The 16,456-nt window shown below is 64.5% G+C and carries 17 protein-coding genes and 1 rRNA gene; 9 read left to right on the forward strand and 9 right to left on the reverse strand.

The window, feature by feature from the left end:
* Positions 1 to 118: ribosomal RNA gene (locus tag Mrose_RS15295) — 16S ribosomal RNA — on the forward strand; the annotation flags it as partial.
* A gap of 156 nt (positions 119 to 274) precedes the next feature.
* Positions 275 to 1,594, forward strand: coding sequence for a cytochrome P450 (locus Mrose_RS15300; RefSeq protein WP_119279721.1), 1,320 nt, complete (start codon positions 275 to 277; stop codon positions 1,592 to 1,594).
* On the opposite strand, the gene Mrose_RS15305 is transcribed toward Mrose_RS15300, so the two are convergent.
* The 6 genes from Mrose_RS15305 to eno form a co-directional block, all read right to left on the reverse strand.
* Entirely contained in the window at positions 1,595 to 2,002 is a 408-nt protein-coding gene (locus Mrose_RS15305; RefSeq protein WP_147371679.1) for a hypothetical protein, read from the reverse strand.
* A gap of 11 nt (positions 2,003 to 2,013) precedes the next feature.
* Positions 2,014 to 2,466: a hypothetical protein gene (locus tag Mrose_RS15310; protein WP_119279725.1), complete on the reverse strand. Its 453-nt coding sequence runs from the start codon at positions 2,464 to 2,466 to the stop codon at positions 2,014 to 2,016.
* Between the two features lie 39 nt (positions 2,467 to 2,505).
* Positions 2,506 to 4,119, reverse strand: a complete 1,614-nt coding sequence (locus Mrose_RS15315; RefSeq protein WP_119279726.1) for an acyl-CoA dehydrogenase family protein — start codon at positions 4,117 to 4,119, stop codon at positions 2,506 to 2,508.
* Between the two features lie 30 nt (positions 4,120 to 4,149).
* Positions 4,150 to 4,638 carry a GNAT family N-acetyltransferase gene (locus Mrose_RS15320; RefSeq protein ID WP_182482858.1) on the reverse strand — a complete coding sequence of 163 codons (489 nt, stop codon included), beginning with the start codon at positions 4,636 to 4,638 and terminating at the stop codon, positions 4,150 to 4,152.
* Between the two features lie 572 nt (positions 4,639 to 5,210).
* Positions 5,211 to 6,635, reverse strand: coding sequence for a pyruvate kinase (gene pyk, locus Mrose_RS15325; protein WP_119279730.1), 1,425 nt, complete (start codon positions 6,633 to 6,635; stop codon positions 5,211 to 5,213).
* On the reverse strand, positions 6,622 to 7,890 hold the full coding sequence (gene eno / locus Mrose_RS15330; RefSeq protein WP_119279749.1) for a phosphopyruvate hydratase: 1,269 nt from the start codon (positions 7,888 to 7,890) through the stop codon (positions 6,622 to 6,624). The genes pyk and eno overlap by 14 nt, the downstream gene beginning before the upstream one ends.
* Positions 7,891 to 8,107: 217 nt before the next feature.
* Between eno and Mrose_RS15335 the strand changes: the two genes are divergently transcribed.
* A complete protein-coding gene (locus Mrose_RS15335; protein WP_119279732.1) occupies positions 8,108 to 8,428 on the forward strand; it encodes a DUF433 domain-containing protein in 321 nt (106 codons plus the stop codon).
* A gap of 10 nt (positions 8,429 to 8,438) precedes the next feature.
* On the opposite strand, the gene Mrose_RS15340 is transcribed toward Mrose_RS15335, so the two are convergent.
* From Mrose_RS15340 to dnaA, 3 genes are all read right to left on the reverse strand, one after another.
* A complete protein-coding gene (locus Mrose_RS15340) occupies positions 8,439 to 8,792 on the reverse strand; it encodes a DUF5615 family PIN-like protein (RefSeq protein WP_119279734.1) in 354 nt (117 codons plus the stop codon).
* Positions 8,793 to 8,826: 34 nt separating this feature from the next.
* A complete protein-coding gene (dnaN, locus tag Mrose_RS15345) occupies positions 8,827 to 9,909 on the reverse strand; it encodes a DNA polymerase III subunit beta (protein ID WP_119279736.1) in 1,083 nt (360 codons plus the stop codon).
* Between the two features lie 296 nt (positions 9,910 to 10,205).
* Complete coding sequence (dnaA, locus tag Mrose_RS15350) at positions 10,206 to 11,525, reverse strand: chromosomal replication initiator protein DnaA (protein ID WP_119279738.1); 1,320 nt, start codon at positions 11,523 to 11,525, stop codon at positions 10,206 to 10,208.
* A gap of 95 nt (positions 11,526 to 11,620) precedes the next feature.
* On the opposite strand from dnaA, the gene mnmG reads away from it, so the two are divergent.
* From mnmG to Mrose_RS15380, 6 genes are all read left to right on the forward strand, one after another.
* The gene (gene mnmG / locus Mrose_RS15355) at positions 11,621 to 13,420 is read left to right on the forward strand and encodes a tRNA uridine-5-carboxymethylaminomethyl(34) synthesis enzyme MnmG (protein ID WP_119279740.1); all 1,800 of its coding nucleotides are present in this window, start codon (positions 11,621 to 11,623) and stop codon (positions 13,418 to 13,420) included.
* A gap of 67 nt (positions 13,421 to 13,487) precedes the next feature.
* Positions 13,488 to 13,850 (forward strand): hypothetical protein, encoded by a 363-nt coding sequence (locus tag Mrose_RS15360; RefSeq protein ID WP_119279742.1) that lies wholly within the window; start codon positions 13,488 to 13,490, stop codon positions 13,848 to 13,850.
* Positions 13,847 to 14,575 carry a 16S rRNA (guanine(527)-N(7))-methyltransferase RsmG gene (gene rsmG, locus Mrose_RS15365; RefSeq protein WP_119279744.1) on the forward strand — a complete coding sequence of 243 codons (729 nt, stop codon included), beginning with the start codon at positions 13,847 to 13,849 and terminating at the stop codon, positions 14,573 to 14,575. The genes Mrose_RS15360 and rsmG overlap by 4 nt, the downstream gene beginning before the upstream one ends.
* Before the next feature lie 6 nt (positions 14,576 to 14,581).
* A complete protein-coding gene (locus Mrose_RS15370; RefSeq protein ID WP_119279745.1) occupies positions 14,582 to 15,331 on the forward strand; it encodes a ParA family protein in 750 nt (249 codons plus the stop codon).
* On the forward strand, positions 15,315 to 16,133 hold the full coding sequence (locus tag Mrose_RS15375) for a ParB/RepB/Spo0J family partition protein (RefSeq protein ID WP_119279747.1): 819 nt from the start codon (positions 15,315 to 15,317) through the stop codon (positions 16,131 to 16,133). Before Mrose_RS15370 ends, Mrose_RS15375 begins: the two co-directional genes overlap by 17 nt.
* A gap of 92 nt (positions 16,134 to 16,225) precedes the next feature.
* Positions 16,226 to 16,456, forward strand: a 231-nt coding sequence (locus Mrose_RS15380; protein WP_182482860.1) for an alcohol dehydrogenase catalytic domain-containing protein, incomplete at its 3' end; no start/stop codon positions are given.

Genomic DNA, 16,456 nt, shown 5'->3' on the forward strand with positions numbered 1-16,456 from the left:
GTGGGTTCTGCCTGAAGTCGCCGGTAGCCTTGGGCAGGCGCCGAGGGCCGGGCTCATGACTGGGGCTAAGTCGTAACAAGGTAGCTGTACCGGAAGGTGCGGCTGGATCACCTCCTTTCTAAGGAGTACTCAGTTGTGCGCTACGCGCGTGCAACTCAGCAACTCGCCCGATCTGTGCAAGGTTCAGATCCCCCACCCTCACCGGTGGGGGATCTTCTTTTAAGGTCAAAACTTTCAACGCCCTAATTGGCGGGCAAGGTAAGCTTTGCGGAATATGGTGCGCGACCTGCCCGACCTCGAGCTCCGCCAAGAGCCGCTGCGCTTTTTCACCCAGCTCGCCCGCAGCGGCCCCGACGTTTGCACCTTCCAATTCGCCAACGGGCAGGAGATCGTCTTCCTCAACCACCCCGATCTGGTGCGCGAGGTGCTCGTCGAGCGGGCCGAGCAGTTTCACAAGTCGGAGATGACCCGAGCCTTCGCCGGGGGCATGGGTCACGGCATCCTGGTGAGCGAAGGAGAGTTTTGGAAGCAGCAGAGCCGCCTGATGCGCCCCGCTTTCCACTACAAACGCCTGCTGGGCTACGCCGAGGTCATGACCCGCTTCACCCTGGAGATGCTGGAGGGCTGGCAGGACGGCGAGCTCATCCACGTGGACGAGGAGATGAACGCCCTGACCTTGCGGGTAGTGGCCAAGTGCATGTTCAACGTCGAGGCCAAGGACGACCGCGACATCATGCACAAGGCCATCGTCCTGGGGCAGCAGGTGGTGGGGCAGATGATCCACGGCTGGCTCACCAACCCCCACTGGACCCCCTCGCTCAACCGCGCCGGTATCCGGGTGGTGCGGGCGCTGAACGAGATGGTGCAGCGCCACATTGCCCAGCGCCGGGCCCAGGGCGAGCTGGGCGACGACCTGCTTTCGATGCTGATGGAAGCCCAGCAGCAGGCCGGCATCGAGCTGAGCGACCGGCAGTTGCGCGACGAGGTGCTCACCGTGATCACGGCGGGCCTCGAGACCACCGCCAACGCCCTGGTCTGGACCTGGCACCTCCTCGACCGCCACCCCGAGGTGCGGGCCAGGCTCCGCGCCGAACTCGACGCGCTGGGCCGCATGCCCACCTTCGAGGACCTCCCCCGCCTGACCTACCTCGACCAGGTGTTCAAGGAGGCGCTGCGGCTCTATCCCCCGGTGTGGATCATCGGGCGGGAGGTGGCCGCCCCTGAGGGGGTCGAGCTGGGAGGGATGCATCTGCCCTACAAGGCCCAGCTGGTGCTGTGCCAGTGGACCCTGCATCGCGACCCGCGCTTTTTCGAGCAACCCGACGCCTTCATCCCCGAGCGCTGGACACCCGAGTTTGAGAAGTCCCTGCCCCGTGGCGCCTACTTCCCCTTCAGCCTGGGGCCCAGGGTCTGCACGGGCCAGAGCTTTGCCACCACCGAGTTCAAGATCATCGTCGCCGGGGTGCTGCAGCGCTTCGACCTCGAGCACGCCGAGGGGATGGAAGTCCAGCCCGAGCCCAACTTCACGCTGTGGGCCAAGGGCGGGTTGCGGATGCGGGCGAGGGCACGAGCGGCTATCGAAAATCGCCCCTAACTACCCCAACCTGCACCAGTACAGCTGACTCGCCCCCTTCGCCAGCAGCCAGTAGCCAATGATCAGCTCGCCCTTGCCGCCGGTGAGCTTGTAGGCTTCCACGCTGGACTCGCCTTGGGCCACCTGGCCCTTGGACTCGACCTTCCAGCCCGCTTTTTTGAGGGCTTCGTTGAAGCCGTCCACGAGCTTGCGGTATTCGTCCTGGGTGGCCTGCTTGAAGCTCCAGCCCTCGAAGGTCTGGCAGCGCTTGCCCTCGGTGACGGCGAAGGCCCGCAGCACCCGCTCGTCGAAGGTCTTGACCGGGGTGGCGCCCTCTACGGGCAGGGGCTGGCCCAGCACCCTCGAGGCTGTCTGGGCCAGCGCGAGGGTGCCCAGCAGGACGAGGAGGACGAGCAGCAATCTGTTCACGCGGTTCTCCGTCATTTGTTGATCTCGTCCAGCAGCGCGGCCAGCACCCGCTGCTGGGTGGATTCGGCGATGGCCTTGGCCCGCTCGGGGTTGAGCTCGGCGAGGATCTGGTAGGCGGTGGAGCCCTGGAGTTCGGAGAGGGCGTTGTCGCTCTTGTTGCTGTCGACGATGCGGTTGAGGTTTTCGCTGAAGACCACCTCGGCGATGCGGGCCACCATCCTGGGTTGCTCGTTACCGATGTACTCCTTCAAGAGGATGAGGGCGATGTCCTGGCGGGCCTGGCTCTTGGTGTCGGAGAGTTCATCGATGAGGCTCTGGATGAAGTCGCGCTGGGCGATGGAGTCGGCGATGCGCTGCGACCCCAGGTTGAGCGCCCAGCCCAGCACCACCGGGATCGCCACGATGGCCACCTTGCTGATGACATCCCAGAAACCCGACCAAAACGCCGATGAACGGTCGTGCATAAACCTCCCGATCTACTTTTTAGTCTAGCCGACGCCAGGTTACATGGGGATTTCCTGGCTCATCTCCCCCGCCCACACTTGGGGCTCCTCGAGCGCCCACGACGGGTATTCCCCGCCCCCCAGGAAACGCCGGGCGTAGAGGGTGGCCAGCTTGGCGTAGCGCTCACCCCCAACGGTCTCGAGGTCGTAGAGCAGGGCCACGCTGGCAGCGTCGGCCAGGGTGCGCAGGGCTTCCTTGGCGTGCCACTGGGCTTGGGCGGGCTCGAGGCTTCGCAGGTGGGTCAGGGTTCGCTCGATGGCCGCCAGGGCGAGCCGGGCCTCCTGGGTCTGAAGGGCCTCGAGCCGGGGCACGAACTCCCCCTCGAAGCCCTCCGCCGCTCCCTTGCGGAAGAGGACCTCGAGGGTGTCGAGGGCCTGCACGTTGGCCGGGCCCTCCCAGATGGGGGTGATGAGGGCCTCGCGGGCCAGGCGGGCGATGGCGAAGTCCTCCACGAAGCCCACCCCGCCGAAGAGCTCCATGGCCAGCTGGGTGCAGTAGGTGCCGTGCTCGGCGGTGCGAGCCTTGGCGAGGTGGGTGAGCAGGCGGGCGTAGTGGTAGCGCGGGCTGTACGGGGGGCGCTCGGTCCAGGCCTCATCCCAGGCGGCCACCGCCCGGAAGGTCAGGGCCAGGCCCCCGGCGATGCGCGCCGCCAGGTCGGTCAGGTCGCGACGGATGAGGGGGTGATCGAGCAGGGGCCGGCCGAAGGCCTCGCGCTGCCGCACGCGGAAGAGGGCCTCGAGCTGGGCCTTGCGGGCCAGGCCCATGGCCCCACAGGCGTTGGCCAGGCGTGAGAGGGTGAGGGTCTCGAGCAGGTAGTAAATACCCTCCTCGGCCCGACCGATCAGGTGGGCCTGGGTGTCCGTGAACTCGACCTCGCCCGAAGGCACCGCGCGGGTGGCCAGCTTCTCCTTCAGGCGGCGCACCCGGTAGTTGAGCCGCCCCTTCTCATCCAGACGGGGGACCAGAAACAGCGCGATCCCCTTCGGCCCCGGCGGAGCCCCCTGAGGACGGGCCGAGACGATGGCGTAGTCGGTGAGCCCGGCGCCGCTGGAGAAGTACTTCTCGCCATTCAAACGCCAGGATTCACCGTCCCAGTGCGCGCCAGTCTGATTGGCTCCAATGTCCGAGCCCCCCTGCACCTCGGTCATCCAGGTCGCCCCGACAGCCTCGCCGCTCAAGAGTCGCTCTTTCCAGGCGGAAAACTCCGGTGCGTACTTGTGGATGCTGTAAATCACGCAGCCCGTGATGGTCTGGATGCAGTACAGGCCGGGGTCGGCCAGCAAGTAGCCCTGGGTGAAGTGGTGGTGCCAGCTTCCCCCCTCGTAGGGTGGGCGGTTGATGGCCGCCAGCCGCCCCAGCAACGCTTCCTGCGCGGGCGACAGGCGCACCCGGTCGATGCGCTTGCCCTCCAGGTCGTGCATCACCAGGACGGGGCGGGCTTCCTTGTCCACGTGGTCGGCCACGCGGTAGGCTTCGCCACCGGCCAGCTCCCCGAAGGCCACGAGTTCGCCCCGATGAGCTTCCCAGCCCTGCCAGTAGCGCTTCAGCAGGGCGGGCAGGTCAGGGTCGAGCAGGAAATGGTTGCGCCCGTAGGCGTAGGATTGGTGTTCCATGGTCCAGCTTAGAGTACCGCGAGGAGGACCTTACAGCGGAAGTCCTTCGAGATCCACCAGCCCTTGCGGAAAGCCTTGGCCCCTGCAGGGAAAAACCATGAGCTTCAGGTGTCCTTCCGTTTTCCCGCGCGGTTGGTCGTAGACGTAGGCATTGGGCACCAGCTGCCAACCGAGCCGCTCATAAAAAGCCACCAGGCCTTCTCCACAAAACAGAAGGCCGAAGTCACACCCCATCTCATCACAAATGAACCCCGCTGCGTGCTTGAGCAGGGCCGAGCCATACCCCCGCCCTCTCCAGCGCGGCGCGGTTATGACCCCACCCAGCAAACCCAGCGTCAGGGAGTCACCGCCCACGCTGCCCCTGCGCCTGACGATCTCGAGCACGCTGACCAGGCTGCCCTCAACGAAGGCCAGGATGTACCACTGCGCCGGGGCCAGCCTCATGTCCAAGCGAAAGGTGCGCTTCTTCCACCACCACAACTGCCACCGCAGCAGCAGCGGTACCTTCCCGGCGGGCATGACTTTGATCTGAATATACGACGGCAATGACGATAGTTTCATGGTTGGCACGCTCCAGACGGCCTTCGTTCCAGCGAGCGAACCAGGGGTAAAACAGGAAGGGGCTGTAGATAAACCAGGGGTTTCGCGCAACTGGTTGCGGCGTGATGGGCCTCTGATCAGGGTGTTCTGCGCGGTTTTTTCGATTTTAACGTCTCAAAAAACGTGCCTGTCGGGAAATCGGGATAATAGACCGGAGAAAAGTGAACGATGAAGCTCGAAATCTTGGACAGCCCCAACGGGAATAGCAGGTGGTGGTTGCGCCCTGCCTTCGGATGTAGAAGGCTCGGGCCCATATTACCCCATGCCGAATATCGAGTATGGGAAGTTCCCAGCCTCCAGTCCTTTCTCCTGGACCTCCGCCTTCCGGCGAGCGCCCCTCAGCGGCCAGCCGAAGGCGTTGGGTCACGGGTTGCGCAGTCGCCGCTCGAGCCCACTGAAAAACGCCGAACGCCCAAAACCACGATCGTACGGCGTTTTGCGCAAGCTGTACGACCCGACGGCGTTCGGCTATGGATTATCGACAAGCTCTCCTAACTCACCCGCTCAACGCGCAGCATGTTGGTAGTGCCACGCACGCCGAAAGGTACGCCGGCGGCGATCACCACCCGGTCGCCGGGGTCGGCCATCCCGGACTGTTTGACCATCCGCAGGGCGATGTCCACCATGTCCTCGGTGTCCTTGGGGTCAGGGGCCAGCAACGGCAGCACGCCGCTGATGAGGGCAAGCTGGTTGCGCACGTGGGGATTGGGGGTGAGGGCCAGCACCGGAACCGCGGGCTTGGTGCGGGCGATGCGGCGGGCTGCCCCGCCGGTGGCGGTGAAGGTCACGATCAGCTTGGCCCCCGAGGCGTCCACCACGTTGTCCACCGCCAGGGCGATGGCGTCCTGTACGGAAGGGGTGGGGGCCGGGCGCAGCTCGTGCAGGCGGTTCATGTACTCGGGACTGGCCTCGATCTTGCGGGCCACCTTGGCCATGGTCTGCACCGCCTCCACCGGGTAGGCCCCCGAGGCAGTCTCGGCAGAGAGCATCACCGCGTCGGTGCCATCGAAGATGGCGTTGGCCACGTCGGAAGCCTCGGCGCGGGTGGGGATGGGGTTCTTGACCATGCTCTCGAGCATCTGCGTGGCGGTGATGACCGCCTTGCCGGCGTGGATGGCCTTGAGGATGACGCGCTTTTGGATGATGGGCACCTCCTCCAGCGGCATCTCCACGCCTAAGTCGCCGCGGGCCACCATGATCCCGTCGGCCTCCTCCAGGATCTCGTCGAAGCGCGCGACCGCGCTGGGTTTCTCGATCTTGGCCATGAGGCGGGCGCGGGAGTTGTAGCGGTTGAGGTAGTGGCGGGCTAAGAGCAGGTCGTCGCGGCTGCGCACGAAGCTCATGGCCACCCAATCGACCTCGAGTTCCACCCCCAGCGCCAGGTCTTCGATGTCCTTGTCGGTGAGCGCGGGGATCGAGAGGTCGGCTCCGGGGATGTTGATGCCCTTGTTGTTCGACAACCGTCCACCCACCAGCACGGTGGTGTGGATGTCGTTGTTGCGGACCTCCTCCACCTGCAGCCGCAGGTTGCCGTCGTCGAGGAGCAGGATCATCCCCGGCTCCACGTCCATGGGCAGGCCGCGGTAGGTGGTCGAGACCCGGTTCTCGTCACCGTCCACCGGGTCGCTGGTGATGATGAAGCGCTGGCCTGCCTGCAACTCTACAGCCCCCTGGGCGAAGCGCCCTACCCGGATCTTGGGGCCTTGCAAGTCCTGCAGGATGGCCACGGTCTGGCCCAGCTCCTCTGAGACCTGGCGGATGATCTGCACCCGCTTTCGGTGGTCCTCCGGGGTGCCGTGGCTGAAGTTGAGGCGGAACACGTCAACCCCCGCCTCGACCAGCGCCTTGATGATCTCGGGACTCGACGAAGCCGGCCCCAGCGTCGAGACGATTTTGGTGCGTTTAGAAAGCGCCATATCCTAAAAACCTCGCTCCCGCCCCCAATTCTTCCTCGATGCGCAGGAGCTGATTGTATTTGGCCAGCCGGTCTGAGCGCGAGGCCGAGCCGGTCTTGATCTGGCCCGCGTTGACCGCTACGGCGATGTCGGCGATGGTGGAATCTTCGGTTTCACCCGAGCGGTGGGAGAGGATGGCGGTGTAGCCCGATCGGTGGGCCAGGCGGATGGCCTCGAGGGTCTCGGAGAGGGTGCCGATTTGGTTGACCTTGACCAGGATGGAGTTCCCCACCCCCCTCTCGATGCCCTGCTTCAGCCGCGCGGGGTTGGTGACGAAGAGGTCGTCGCCCACGAGCTGGATGCGCTTGCCCAGGCGCTCGGTCAGGAGTTTCCAGCCCTCCCAATCGTCCTCGGCCAGGCCGTCCTCGATGGAGACGATGGGGTACTGGTTGACCCAATTCTCCCAGTAAGCCACCATCTCCTCGCTCGACAGCGCCCTGCCCTCGGACTCGAGGTGGTACTTGCCGTCCTTGTAAAGCTCGGTAGTCGCCGGGTCGAGGGCGAAGGAGATGTCCTTGCCCACCTCGTAGCCCGCCTTCTCTACCGCCTCGACGAGCACCTCCAGAGCCTCTACGTTGGATTTTAAGTCGGGGGCAAAGCCGCCCTCGTCCCCGACATTGGTGTTATAGCCCCGGGCCTTTAAAACCGATTTTAGGGCGTGGAAGGTCTCGACCCCGTAGCGCAGGGCCTCGCTGAAGCTGGGGGCCCCGGCGGGCACGAGCATGAACTCCTGGAAGTCGACGTTGTTGTCGCCGTGCTTGCCACCATTGATCACGTTCATCAACGGCACCGGCAGGGTCACGCCCTGCACCCCGCCCAGATAGCGGTACAGCGGCAGGCCCACCGCCTCAGCCGCCGCGCGGGCGGTGGCCAGCGAGACGGCCAGGATGGCGTTGGCCCCCAGGTTGCCCTTGTTGGGCGTGCCGTCGAGCTCGAGCAAGGCCCGGTCCACGGCCTCCTGGTTGAGGGCATCGAGGCCCTGCAACTCCTCGGCGATGCGCTCGTTAACCGCAGCCACCGCCTTGAGCACGCCCTTGCCTGCGAAGCGTTTGCCCCCATCGCGCAGTTCCACGGCTTCGTGGGCTCCGGTCGAGGCCCCCGAAGGCACCAAAGCCCGGCCCCGCGCCCCGCCCTCGAGGATCACCTCGGCTTCCACCGTGGGGTTCCCCCGCGAATCCAATACCTCACGCCCCTTGATTTCCACAATCGTCGTCATAGAGATGTCCCTCCGTGGAAACACTTACAACCGGGTCACAGTCTACACCCCAACCGATTGGTATACCAAAAGCGACCGGTTCAGGCTGTACCGAGTTCAACCCCCATGTTATTTACGTGCCAGCCGCGTTTTGCCCATCAGCGCCCAGCGCACCGTGGGTTATATCATGCATTAGCAGGTTAAAGCCCTCTATACTTTAGAGAGCACGGAAGTGCTTATGGCGACCTTGTCCGAGAAAGTTCCGCTCGTAACTGAACCCTCAGGGGATGTCCGTGTTGAGGGCACCCGGATTTTCCTCGAGCAGATTGTCAGGGCCTTTAACGAGGGCAAAACCCCGGAGGAAATTCACTATAGCTACCCGTCTTTAGATCTGGCAGATATTTATTCGATCCTCACCTACTATTTGCGCCATCGATCTGAAGTAGATGCTTATGTGTCTCGGCAAACTGCCAAAGCTGAAGCGGTCGAAAGAATGACGCTACCCCTTAGACCAACCGCACTGGATGCCCGTATAAAACGCAGATTGGGTGAAGGGTAAGTGCGCACCCCTACTTGGCTTGGGGGATGTATACGATGGCGTTGGCCATCTCCTCGGGTGTTGCCTCGAGGATGTAGGCTTCAAGGAATTCGATAATCTTCGAAAACGGCACGTGCGGCCTTAAGAGCAAAAGCCCGGGCATCGGCTCTCCACGAACAACCCGATTGTAAGCTTCTTGACCCATCGTAGCCCTGTCGTTCGAAACGACAATTCGGCCTTGCTCTGCTGCCCAAGCCAGGACCTGGGCATCTGATAGCGAACTCAACCCCGCTTGTTGCACGGTTACAACGTCGGCGGTTGGCTGGCGGCGCAAAAGACCAACGGTAATGGCCCTCTCAACGTCCTCATCCATCAGCAATTTCATGCTGTTCCCGGTTCGTTACCGCGCCGCGAAATGCTCAAACCCGCAGGGGAACTACCACCGACAGATACCCGCTATCCTCCACCGCCTGCACCAGGCTGGGGCTCGTAGGCCCGGAGAGTGAGAGCTTCACGCTGCCCTCGATGGGGCCCAGGGCGTCGATGAGGTACTGCGCGTTGTAAGCGACTACCAGCTGGGGCTCGCCCTTGGCCTCTACCGCGATCTCCTCGCGGCCACGCCCGTAGTCACCCTCGGAGTTGATCTCGAGCTTACTGCCACTAAAGATCAAGTCCACGCGGTGGTTGTTGCGGTCGGACAGCACCGCCACGCGCTTGAGGCTCTCGCGCAGGGCCTCGGCCTGCAAGGTGGCCTCGAGGACGAAGCTCTGGGGGATCACGCGGGCGTAGTCGGGGAACTCCCCCTCCATCAGCTTCACCGCCATGCGCACCGCGTCGCCCACCAGGGTCAGGGTACCCTCCCCTACCTCGATGGAGACGTCACCCTGCACATCCTTGAAGATGCGGATGATCTCGTCGGCGCTGCGGGCGGGGATCACCAGCTTGCGGGTGGACTGGTTGCTCACGCTCAGGTCGTAGCGGGCCAGGCGGTATCCGTCGGAGGCCACCGCCCGCAGGTTGCCGGGAGAGAGCTCGAGCTGCACCCCCCGGAAGATCGCCCGGTACTCCTCGGTGCTCGCCGCGTAGCGCACGCGGGTCATGGCCTGGGCCAGCCGCGCGGCGGGGAGCTTCTCCCCCGCGGGCTGGCGGAAGGAGAGTTCCGGGTAGCCGTCGGGGTTGGTGGTTTGAAGCTGGGTGCGGTAGCTGCCGCTGATGAGTTGCATCTGCTCGGCGAAGATCAGCTCGATGAGTTCACCGGGCGTGCTACGCACGATCTGGAAGAAGGGCTGGGCAGGGACCAGTAGCGAGCCTTCGCCACTGGTCTCTGCCGACAGACGAACTTCGATGTCCACCTCCCCGTTGGTGCCTCGCAAGACCAAGCTGCCTTGCTCGAGGGCGATGGGCAGGTAGGTCAGGATGGGGTTGGAGCTGCGGCTGGGGATGATGCGCTCGAGGATCGAGAGGCCATCAGCCAGGGTCTTCTTGGGGATTCTCGCTTCCATAGGTCGGCCTTTTTAAAGCTCTACTCCTTCTCTTTTAAAGACTTTAAAGAATTAGTAGTAATAGTAATAGGGCCTGTGGATAGTGTGGAAAAGTGGCTTAAAGCGGCATTCCTATCACTAATTACCTGTGGATAACTTCTGTGGATAACCCGCCCTCCCCTGTGGATAACTTGTGGATAACTACCCCAGTTATCCACAGGCCCGATGCCTATAGAGTTATTCACAGCCATTTCCACAGACTTATCCACAGCTTATCCACAGACTTATCCACAGGTTTAACCGCTATGCCCTTGAAGCTACCCGAGCCGCTCCCGGATAGCCCGGAGGTTCTGCTGCAGGTTGGTATCGTTGTCCAGCGCTTCCTGCACCTTTTGAATGGCGTAAAGCACGGTGGTATGGTCGCGCCCGTCGAAGAACTGCCCGATCTCCGGCAGTGAGGAGTGGGTCAATTCCCGGATCAGGTACATCGCCACCTGGCGTGGCAGCACCACCTCCTTACGGCGCCCTGCCCCTTTGAGCTCGTCTGTCCGCAAACCGTAGAACTCGGCCACCGCCCTGAGGATCTCCTCGGGGGCGTACTCGGCCTTGGCCATGAACACATCGGAGAGCGCCCTGGCCGCCACCTGCTTGCTGATCTCCACACCGTTGAGGGAGGCGTAAGCCACCACCCGCATGAGCGAGCCCTCGAGCTCACGGATGTTGGAGGTGACCACCTTGGCGATGTACTCGAAGACCTCGTCAGGGATGCGGATACCCCGGTACTCAGCGTTCATCTTCAGGATCGCCACCCGCGTCTCGAGTTCGGGCGACTGGATGTCGGTGATGAGGCCCCACTCGAAACGGCTGCGCAGGCGGGCGGCGAGGGTGAGGATGTCCTTGGGAGGTCGGTCGGAGGAGAGGATGATCTGTTTGCCGGCCTCGTAGAGGGCGTTGAAGGTGTGGAAAAACTCCTCCTGGGTGCGCTCCTTGCCGGCGATGAACTGAATGTCGTCGACGAGCAGGAGGTCGACCGAGCGGTAGCGGTCGCGGAACTCGGTCATACGGTCTTTCTGGATGGCCTCGATCAGCTCGTTGGTGAAGGTCTCGGTGGAGATGTACTCGATCTTGAGCTGGGGAAAGCGCGAGGCCACGGAGTGCCCTACCGCGTGCATGAGGTGGGTCTTGCCCAAGCCCACCCCTCCGTAGATGAACAGCGGGTTGTAGGCCTTGCCCGGCGATTCCGCCACGGCCACCGCCGCCGCGTGGGCCATGGAGTTGTTGGGGCCGACGACGAAGTTCTCGAAAGTGTACTTGGAGTTGAGCCTCGAGCGGGGGTCGGTGCTCTTTCCGGGCTCGGGAGCAGCGGAGAAAATATCCTCCTGGACGGGGTTACCCGGGATGACCTTGAGTTCGAAGCGGGGGGTTTGGGCCCCCAGGTGCAGCAGGGCCTCCTGGATCGTTTCCGTATAGTGTTTCTTGATCCACTCTCCGGCAAAGGACGTAGGGACGCCGAGCTCGAGCACCCCGTTGTACACACCGAGGGGGCGAATCTTCACGAACCAGGTGTTGTACTCGACATCGGTGATGCTCTGGCGAATGTAGTCCAGAACGTTTTGCCAGATGGTGTGCTGGGTCAAGGCCGCTCACTCCTTACGAAGGCCCTGCGCGCATTGCGCTGCCTAGAGCCTGATTATTCTATTGCACATTGGCCGCGTCTGCTAAAGTGGTTGGGATGGCAGTCTACGACGTGATCGTGGTGGGGGGAGGACACGCGGGAATCGAGGCCGCCTGGGCAGCGGCGCAGACCGGGGCCAGGGTGGGCCTGGTGACCAGCAACCCCGAGCGCATCGGCCTGATGCCTTGCAACCCGGCGGTGGGGGGGCCGGGCAAGAGCCAGTTGGTGGCGGAGATCGTGGCCCTGGGCGGGCTGATGGGCCGCTTAGCCGACGCCACGGCGATCCACACCCGCGTGCTCAACCGCTCCAAGGGGCCTGCGGTGCAGAGCCTGCGGGTGCAGGTGGACCGGGACGCCTATGCCCTCGAGGCCCAGCGCACCCTGCTCGCACACCCCCACATCGAGAGCGTCCGCGCCGAGGTCGCCGCGCTGTGGCTCGAGGGTGGCAGGCTGCGGGGGGTACGCGCGGTGGATGGCCGGACCTTTGCCGCGCGGTCGGTGGTGGTCGCCAGCGGGACTTTCCTCAGCGGGGTGGTCTGGTATGGCTGCCAATCTCGTCCCGCCGGGCGGCAGGGCGAGCCGCCGGCGCGCTTCCTCTCGCAGAGCCTGCGGGAAGCCGGGCACACTCTGCTGCGCTTCAAGACGGGAACCCCCCCGCGCATCCGGGCCAACTCGGTCAACTACGCCGCGCTCGAGGTCGTACCCGCCGACGACCCGCCCGGTTCCTTCACGGGCCGCCCGGGGCCCTTCGCCGCTGCCCGGCCCACCTGGCAGACCCGCACCACGGCGGCCACCCACCGCCTGATCCAGGAAAACCTGCACCTCTCCCCTCTTTACGGCGGGGACATCGAGGGGATTGGTCCTCGCTACTGCCCCTCCATCGAGGACAAGGTCGTGCGCTTCGCCGACAAGGAGACCCACCTCCTGTTTGTCGAGCCGGACGGCCTGGAGACCTCCGAGCTTTACCTGCAGGGCTTCTCCTCCAGCCTGCCGCCCCAGCTCCAGGAGCAGATGGTGCGCAGCCTGCCAGGCTTCGAGCAGGCCGTGATCCAGCGCTATGCCTATGCGGTGGAGTACGACGCGATGCGCTCGACCGAACTCACGCCCGGACTGCAGTCGCGCAAGCTGCCGGGGCTCTTCACCGCCGGGCAGCTCAACGGCACCAGCGGCTACGAGGAGGCGGCGGCCCAGGGGCTGTTGGCAGGCCTCAACGCAGCCAGGTACGCGATGGGCCTCGAGGAGGCCACCCTCCCCCGCGAGTCGGGGTACATCGGGGTGATGATCGACGACCTGGTCCACCGAGGTACCGACGAACCCTACCGCATGATGACCTCGAGGGTCGAACTGCGCCTGCTGTGCCGGGCCGACAACGCCGATGAGCGCCTGAGTGAGAGGGCGGCGGACTGGGGGTTGCAACCGCGCGAGCGGCTCGAGGAAGTGCGCCGGAAGTACGCCCGGATCGAAGCCGAGCTCGAGCGCCTGGGCAGCATCCGCCTGGAGGGGGTCTCGGCGCTGCACTACCTCCGGCGTCCCGAGGCCACCTACTCGGAGCTGATCGCGCGGATCGGGCCGGGAGAACTCCAGACTCCGGAGGAGGCCCAGCAGGTCGAGATCCGGGCCAAGTACGCCGGTTACATCGAGCGCCAGCTCAAGCTGCGCGAGCGGCTCGCCGAGTTGGAAAGCTACCGGATCCCTCAAAACATCGCGTACGCCTCGGTGCCCAGCCTCTCGCGGGAGGCCGTGGAAAAACTCTCCAGGCTCCGCCCCCGCACGGTGGCCGAAGCCTCGCGGGTTCCGGGCGTCCGCGACTCCGACCTCACTGCGCTGCTGATCCACTTGACCAAAGTTCCCGCCTGAGTGTTTCACGTGAAATCTTACGGTGAAACAAGAAACCGGTGGGCCACCCTGTGGCAAAATGTTTCACGTGAAATCTTACGGTGAAACAGCGCTCGACCCCGGCAGCTTCCAGATGGGGGTGCTGCTGGGGGTTCTGATTGGAGAAGGTCACTTCGGCGGCGATGGCAAACAACCCCAGGTCACCCTACGGATGCACTCGAGGCACCACGGGTTGTTTGAGTGGCTAACCCAGCAGGTTCCCGGTTCGAAGCTCTACGGCCCCTACGACCACGGTGGACGCCACTACTACCAGTGGATCGTGCGAGGGCAGGCCCTGCGGGAGTTTCTTATCCCGCTGCTCGAGCGGTTGCCCTGGGCGCAGATCGACCCTCCGAGCTATCAGCGCTACCGTGAGATGAAAGCTCGCTACGGCCTGGAGGTCGGATCGTGAGGCTGACGGCTGCGGGCAGGGAACTCTTGCTGCGGGGCGCCGCGACCCTGGGTGAGGACCTCAGCCCCACCATCCACCTGTTCGAACGGTTGTACGCACGGTTGACCTCGGTCAACCAGAAGATCAACCTCACCTCGCTGCGGGAGGAGCGCGACATCGTGCTCAAGCACTTCCTCGACTCCTTGACCTGCCTCACCAGCGGTCTGCTCGAGGGCCCGCTCGAGGTGGTCGACGTGGGGACCGGAGCCGGTTTCCCCGGCCTGCCGCTCAAGATCGTGAGACCTTCCCTGAGAATGCACCTCCTCGAGGCTACCCGCAAAAAGCTGCGCTACGTCGAGGAAACCTGCGCGCTTCTGGGGCTAAAGGGCACGGCATTCATCTGGGGACGGGCGGAACAGGTCGCGCATCAGCCTGAGTATCGCGAACGATTCGACCGAGCAGTGATCCGTGCCGTGGGTCCCATGGGGCAGATCAGCGAGCTGTGTCTGCCGCTGCTCAAAGTGGGGGGCTATCTGATCGCCCAGAAAGGCCCCGAGGTCGCGCAGGAACTCGAGGGGGTCGCTCAGGGTCTCAAGCCATTGGGCGGCGTGCTCGAGGAAGTAAAGGAGCTGGAGCTGCCCGAATCCGGCGACCAGCGCCGGCTCGTCATCATCAAGAAAGTGGCTGCCACAGAGCCGCGTTACCCCCGCAGGCCCGAGGTGATCGCCCGACATGGATTATTCTGATAGGCAATGAACCGTATCGGCATAGTCAACCAGAAGGGTGGGGTGGGGAAGACCACCACCGCCATCAATCTGGCCAGCTACCTGGTCAGGGCCGGGCAGCGGGTGCTGCTGGTCGACCTCGACCCCCAGGCCAACGCCACTTCGGGGTTGAACCAGCAGCCCACCGAGGACGGGGTCTACTCGCTCCTGCTGGGCGAATCCACGCCCGAGCAGAGCATCCGCGAGGTTGTCAGGAACTTTCACCTCCTGCCCGCAGGTCCGGACCTCGTGGGGGCCAATGCCCAGCTCACACACCTGCCCCAGCGCCTGCGGGAAGTGCTCGAGCCGCTGAGCGCGGCCTATGACCTGATCCTCATCGACGCGCCCCCCAGCCTGGGACCCCTCACCCTCAACGCCTTGGTGGCCTCCGAGGGGCTCCTGGTGCCCGTGCAGGCCGAATACTATGCCCTCGAGGGCATCGCAGGGCTGATGGAGACCATCGACGAGGTGCGCAGCAGCCTGAACCCGGCCCTGCGGCTGCTGGGGGTTCTGATCACCATGTTCGACTCGCGGACCCTACTCTCGCAGCAGGTCGAGTCCAATATCCGCGCTCACCTGGGAGAAAAAGTGTTCTGGACGGTGATTCCACGCAACGTTCGCCTGGCCGAAGCCCCCAGCCATGGCCAGGCCATCGGCGACTACGCCCCCACCTCCAGCGGGGCCCACGCCTACCGCCGCCTGGCCGAGGAGGTGATGCGCCGTGTCCAAGAAGCTTAGCGGCCTGGGTCGGGGCCTGGAGGCCCTGATTCCCAAGAGCCAGGGCTCGCTGACCCGGCTGCCCATCGCCCTCATCCGGCCCAACCCCGAGCAACCCCGCAAGCATTTCGACCCCGAGTCTCTGGCCGAGCTGGCTGCCTCGATCAAGCAGAAGGGGTTGCTGCAACCCCTGCTGGTGCGCCCCAAAGGCGACCTCTACGAGTTGGTCGCGGGGGAGCGGCGCTACAGGGCGGCCCAGGAGGCCGGTCTGAGCGAGGTGCCCGTCATCATCCGCGACCTGAGCGAGCGGGAGGTGCTCGAGATCGCCCTCATCGAGAACCTTCAGCGCGAGGACCTCAACCCGGTCGAGGAAGCCCAGGGCTACCAGCGGCTCATCGAGATGGGGGCCAGCCAGGAGGAGGTGGCCCTGGCGGTGGGCAAGGCCCGCGCTACCGTCAGCAACGCCCTAAGGCTGCTGCAACTGCCTCCGGCGGCGCTCGAGGCGCTGCGGAATGGCCAGATCACCGCCGGGCACGCCCGGGCCCTGCTGATGCTGCCGGAAGAGCAGAGGGAGTGGGGGCTGAGGCAGGTCCTGGGAAATCAGCTCAGCGTGCGCGATGCCGAGCGCCTTAAGGAGAGAACCCCACCGACTTCGCATGGCCGCCAGCGATCCGAAGCCTACGTGGAGATCGCCCGGACCCTGAGCCGCCAATTGGGCTTCAAGGTGCGCTTCAGTGGGGAGAAGAAGGGCAAGCTCGAGATCAGCTACCACTCCGAGGAAGAGCTCAACGCCCTGCTCCAACGCCTGGGCTACGAGGCTTAAGTGCCTCGGGGTGGCTTAGAGGAAAGGGGGATGTGGGCTATAATCCCCCGGACTGAAGGTTCGGGAGGTCGTCACCTGCGTATACTTTCTGCATGAAAGCCATCGTGGTCGAGGAACACGGCGGGCCCGAGCGGCTTCGCTGGAGCGAGGTGCCCCGGCCCCAGCCGCAAGCGGGGCAGGTGCGCATCCGGGTTCGCCTGACGGGGGTCAACTACGCCGACGTGCAGGCCCGGCGCGGCGGGTACGACGCGGGCTCCAAGCCTCCCTTTACGCCAGGCCTCGACTGCGTGGGGGTCATCGACGCGGTGGGGGAGGGGGTGGAG

Origin of the sequence: Calidithermus roseus (genome assembly GCF_003574095.1) — a bacterium.
Taxonomy (GTDB): Bacteria; Deinococcota; Deinococci; order Deinococcales; family Thermaceae; genus Calidithermus; species Calidithermus roseus.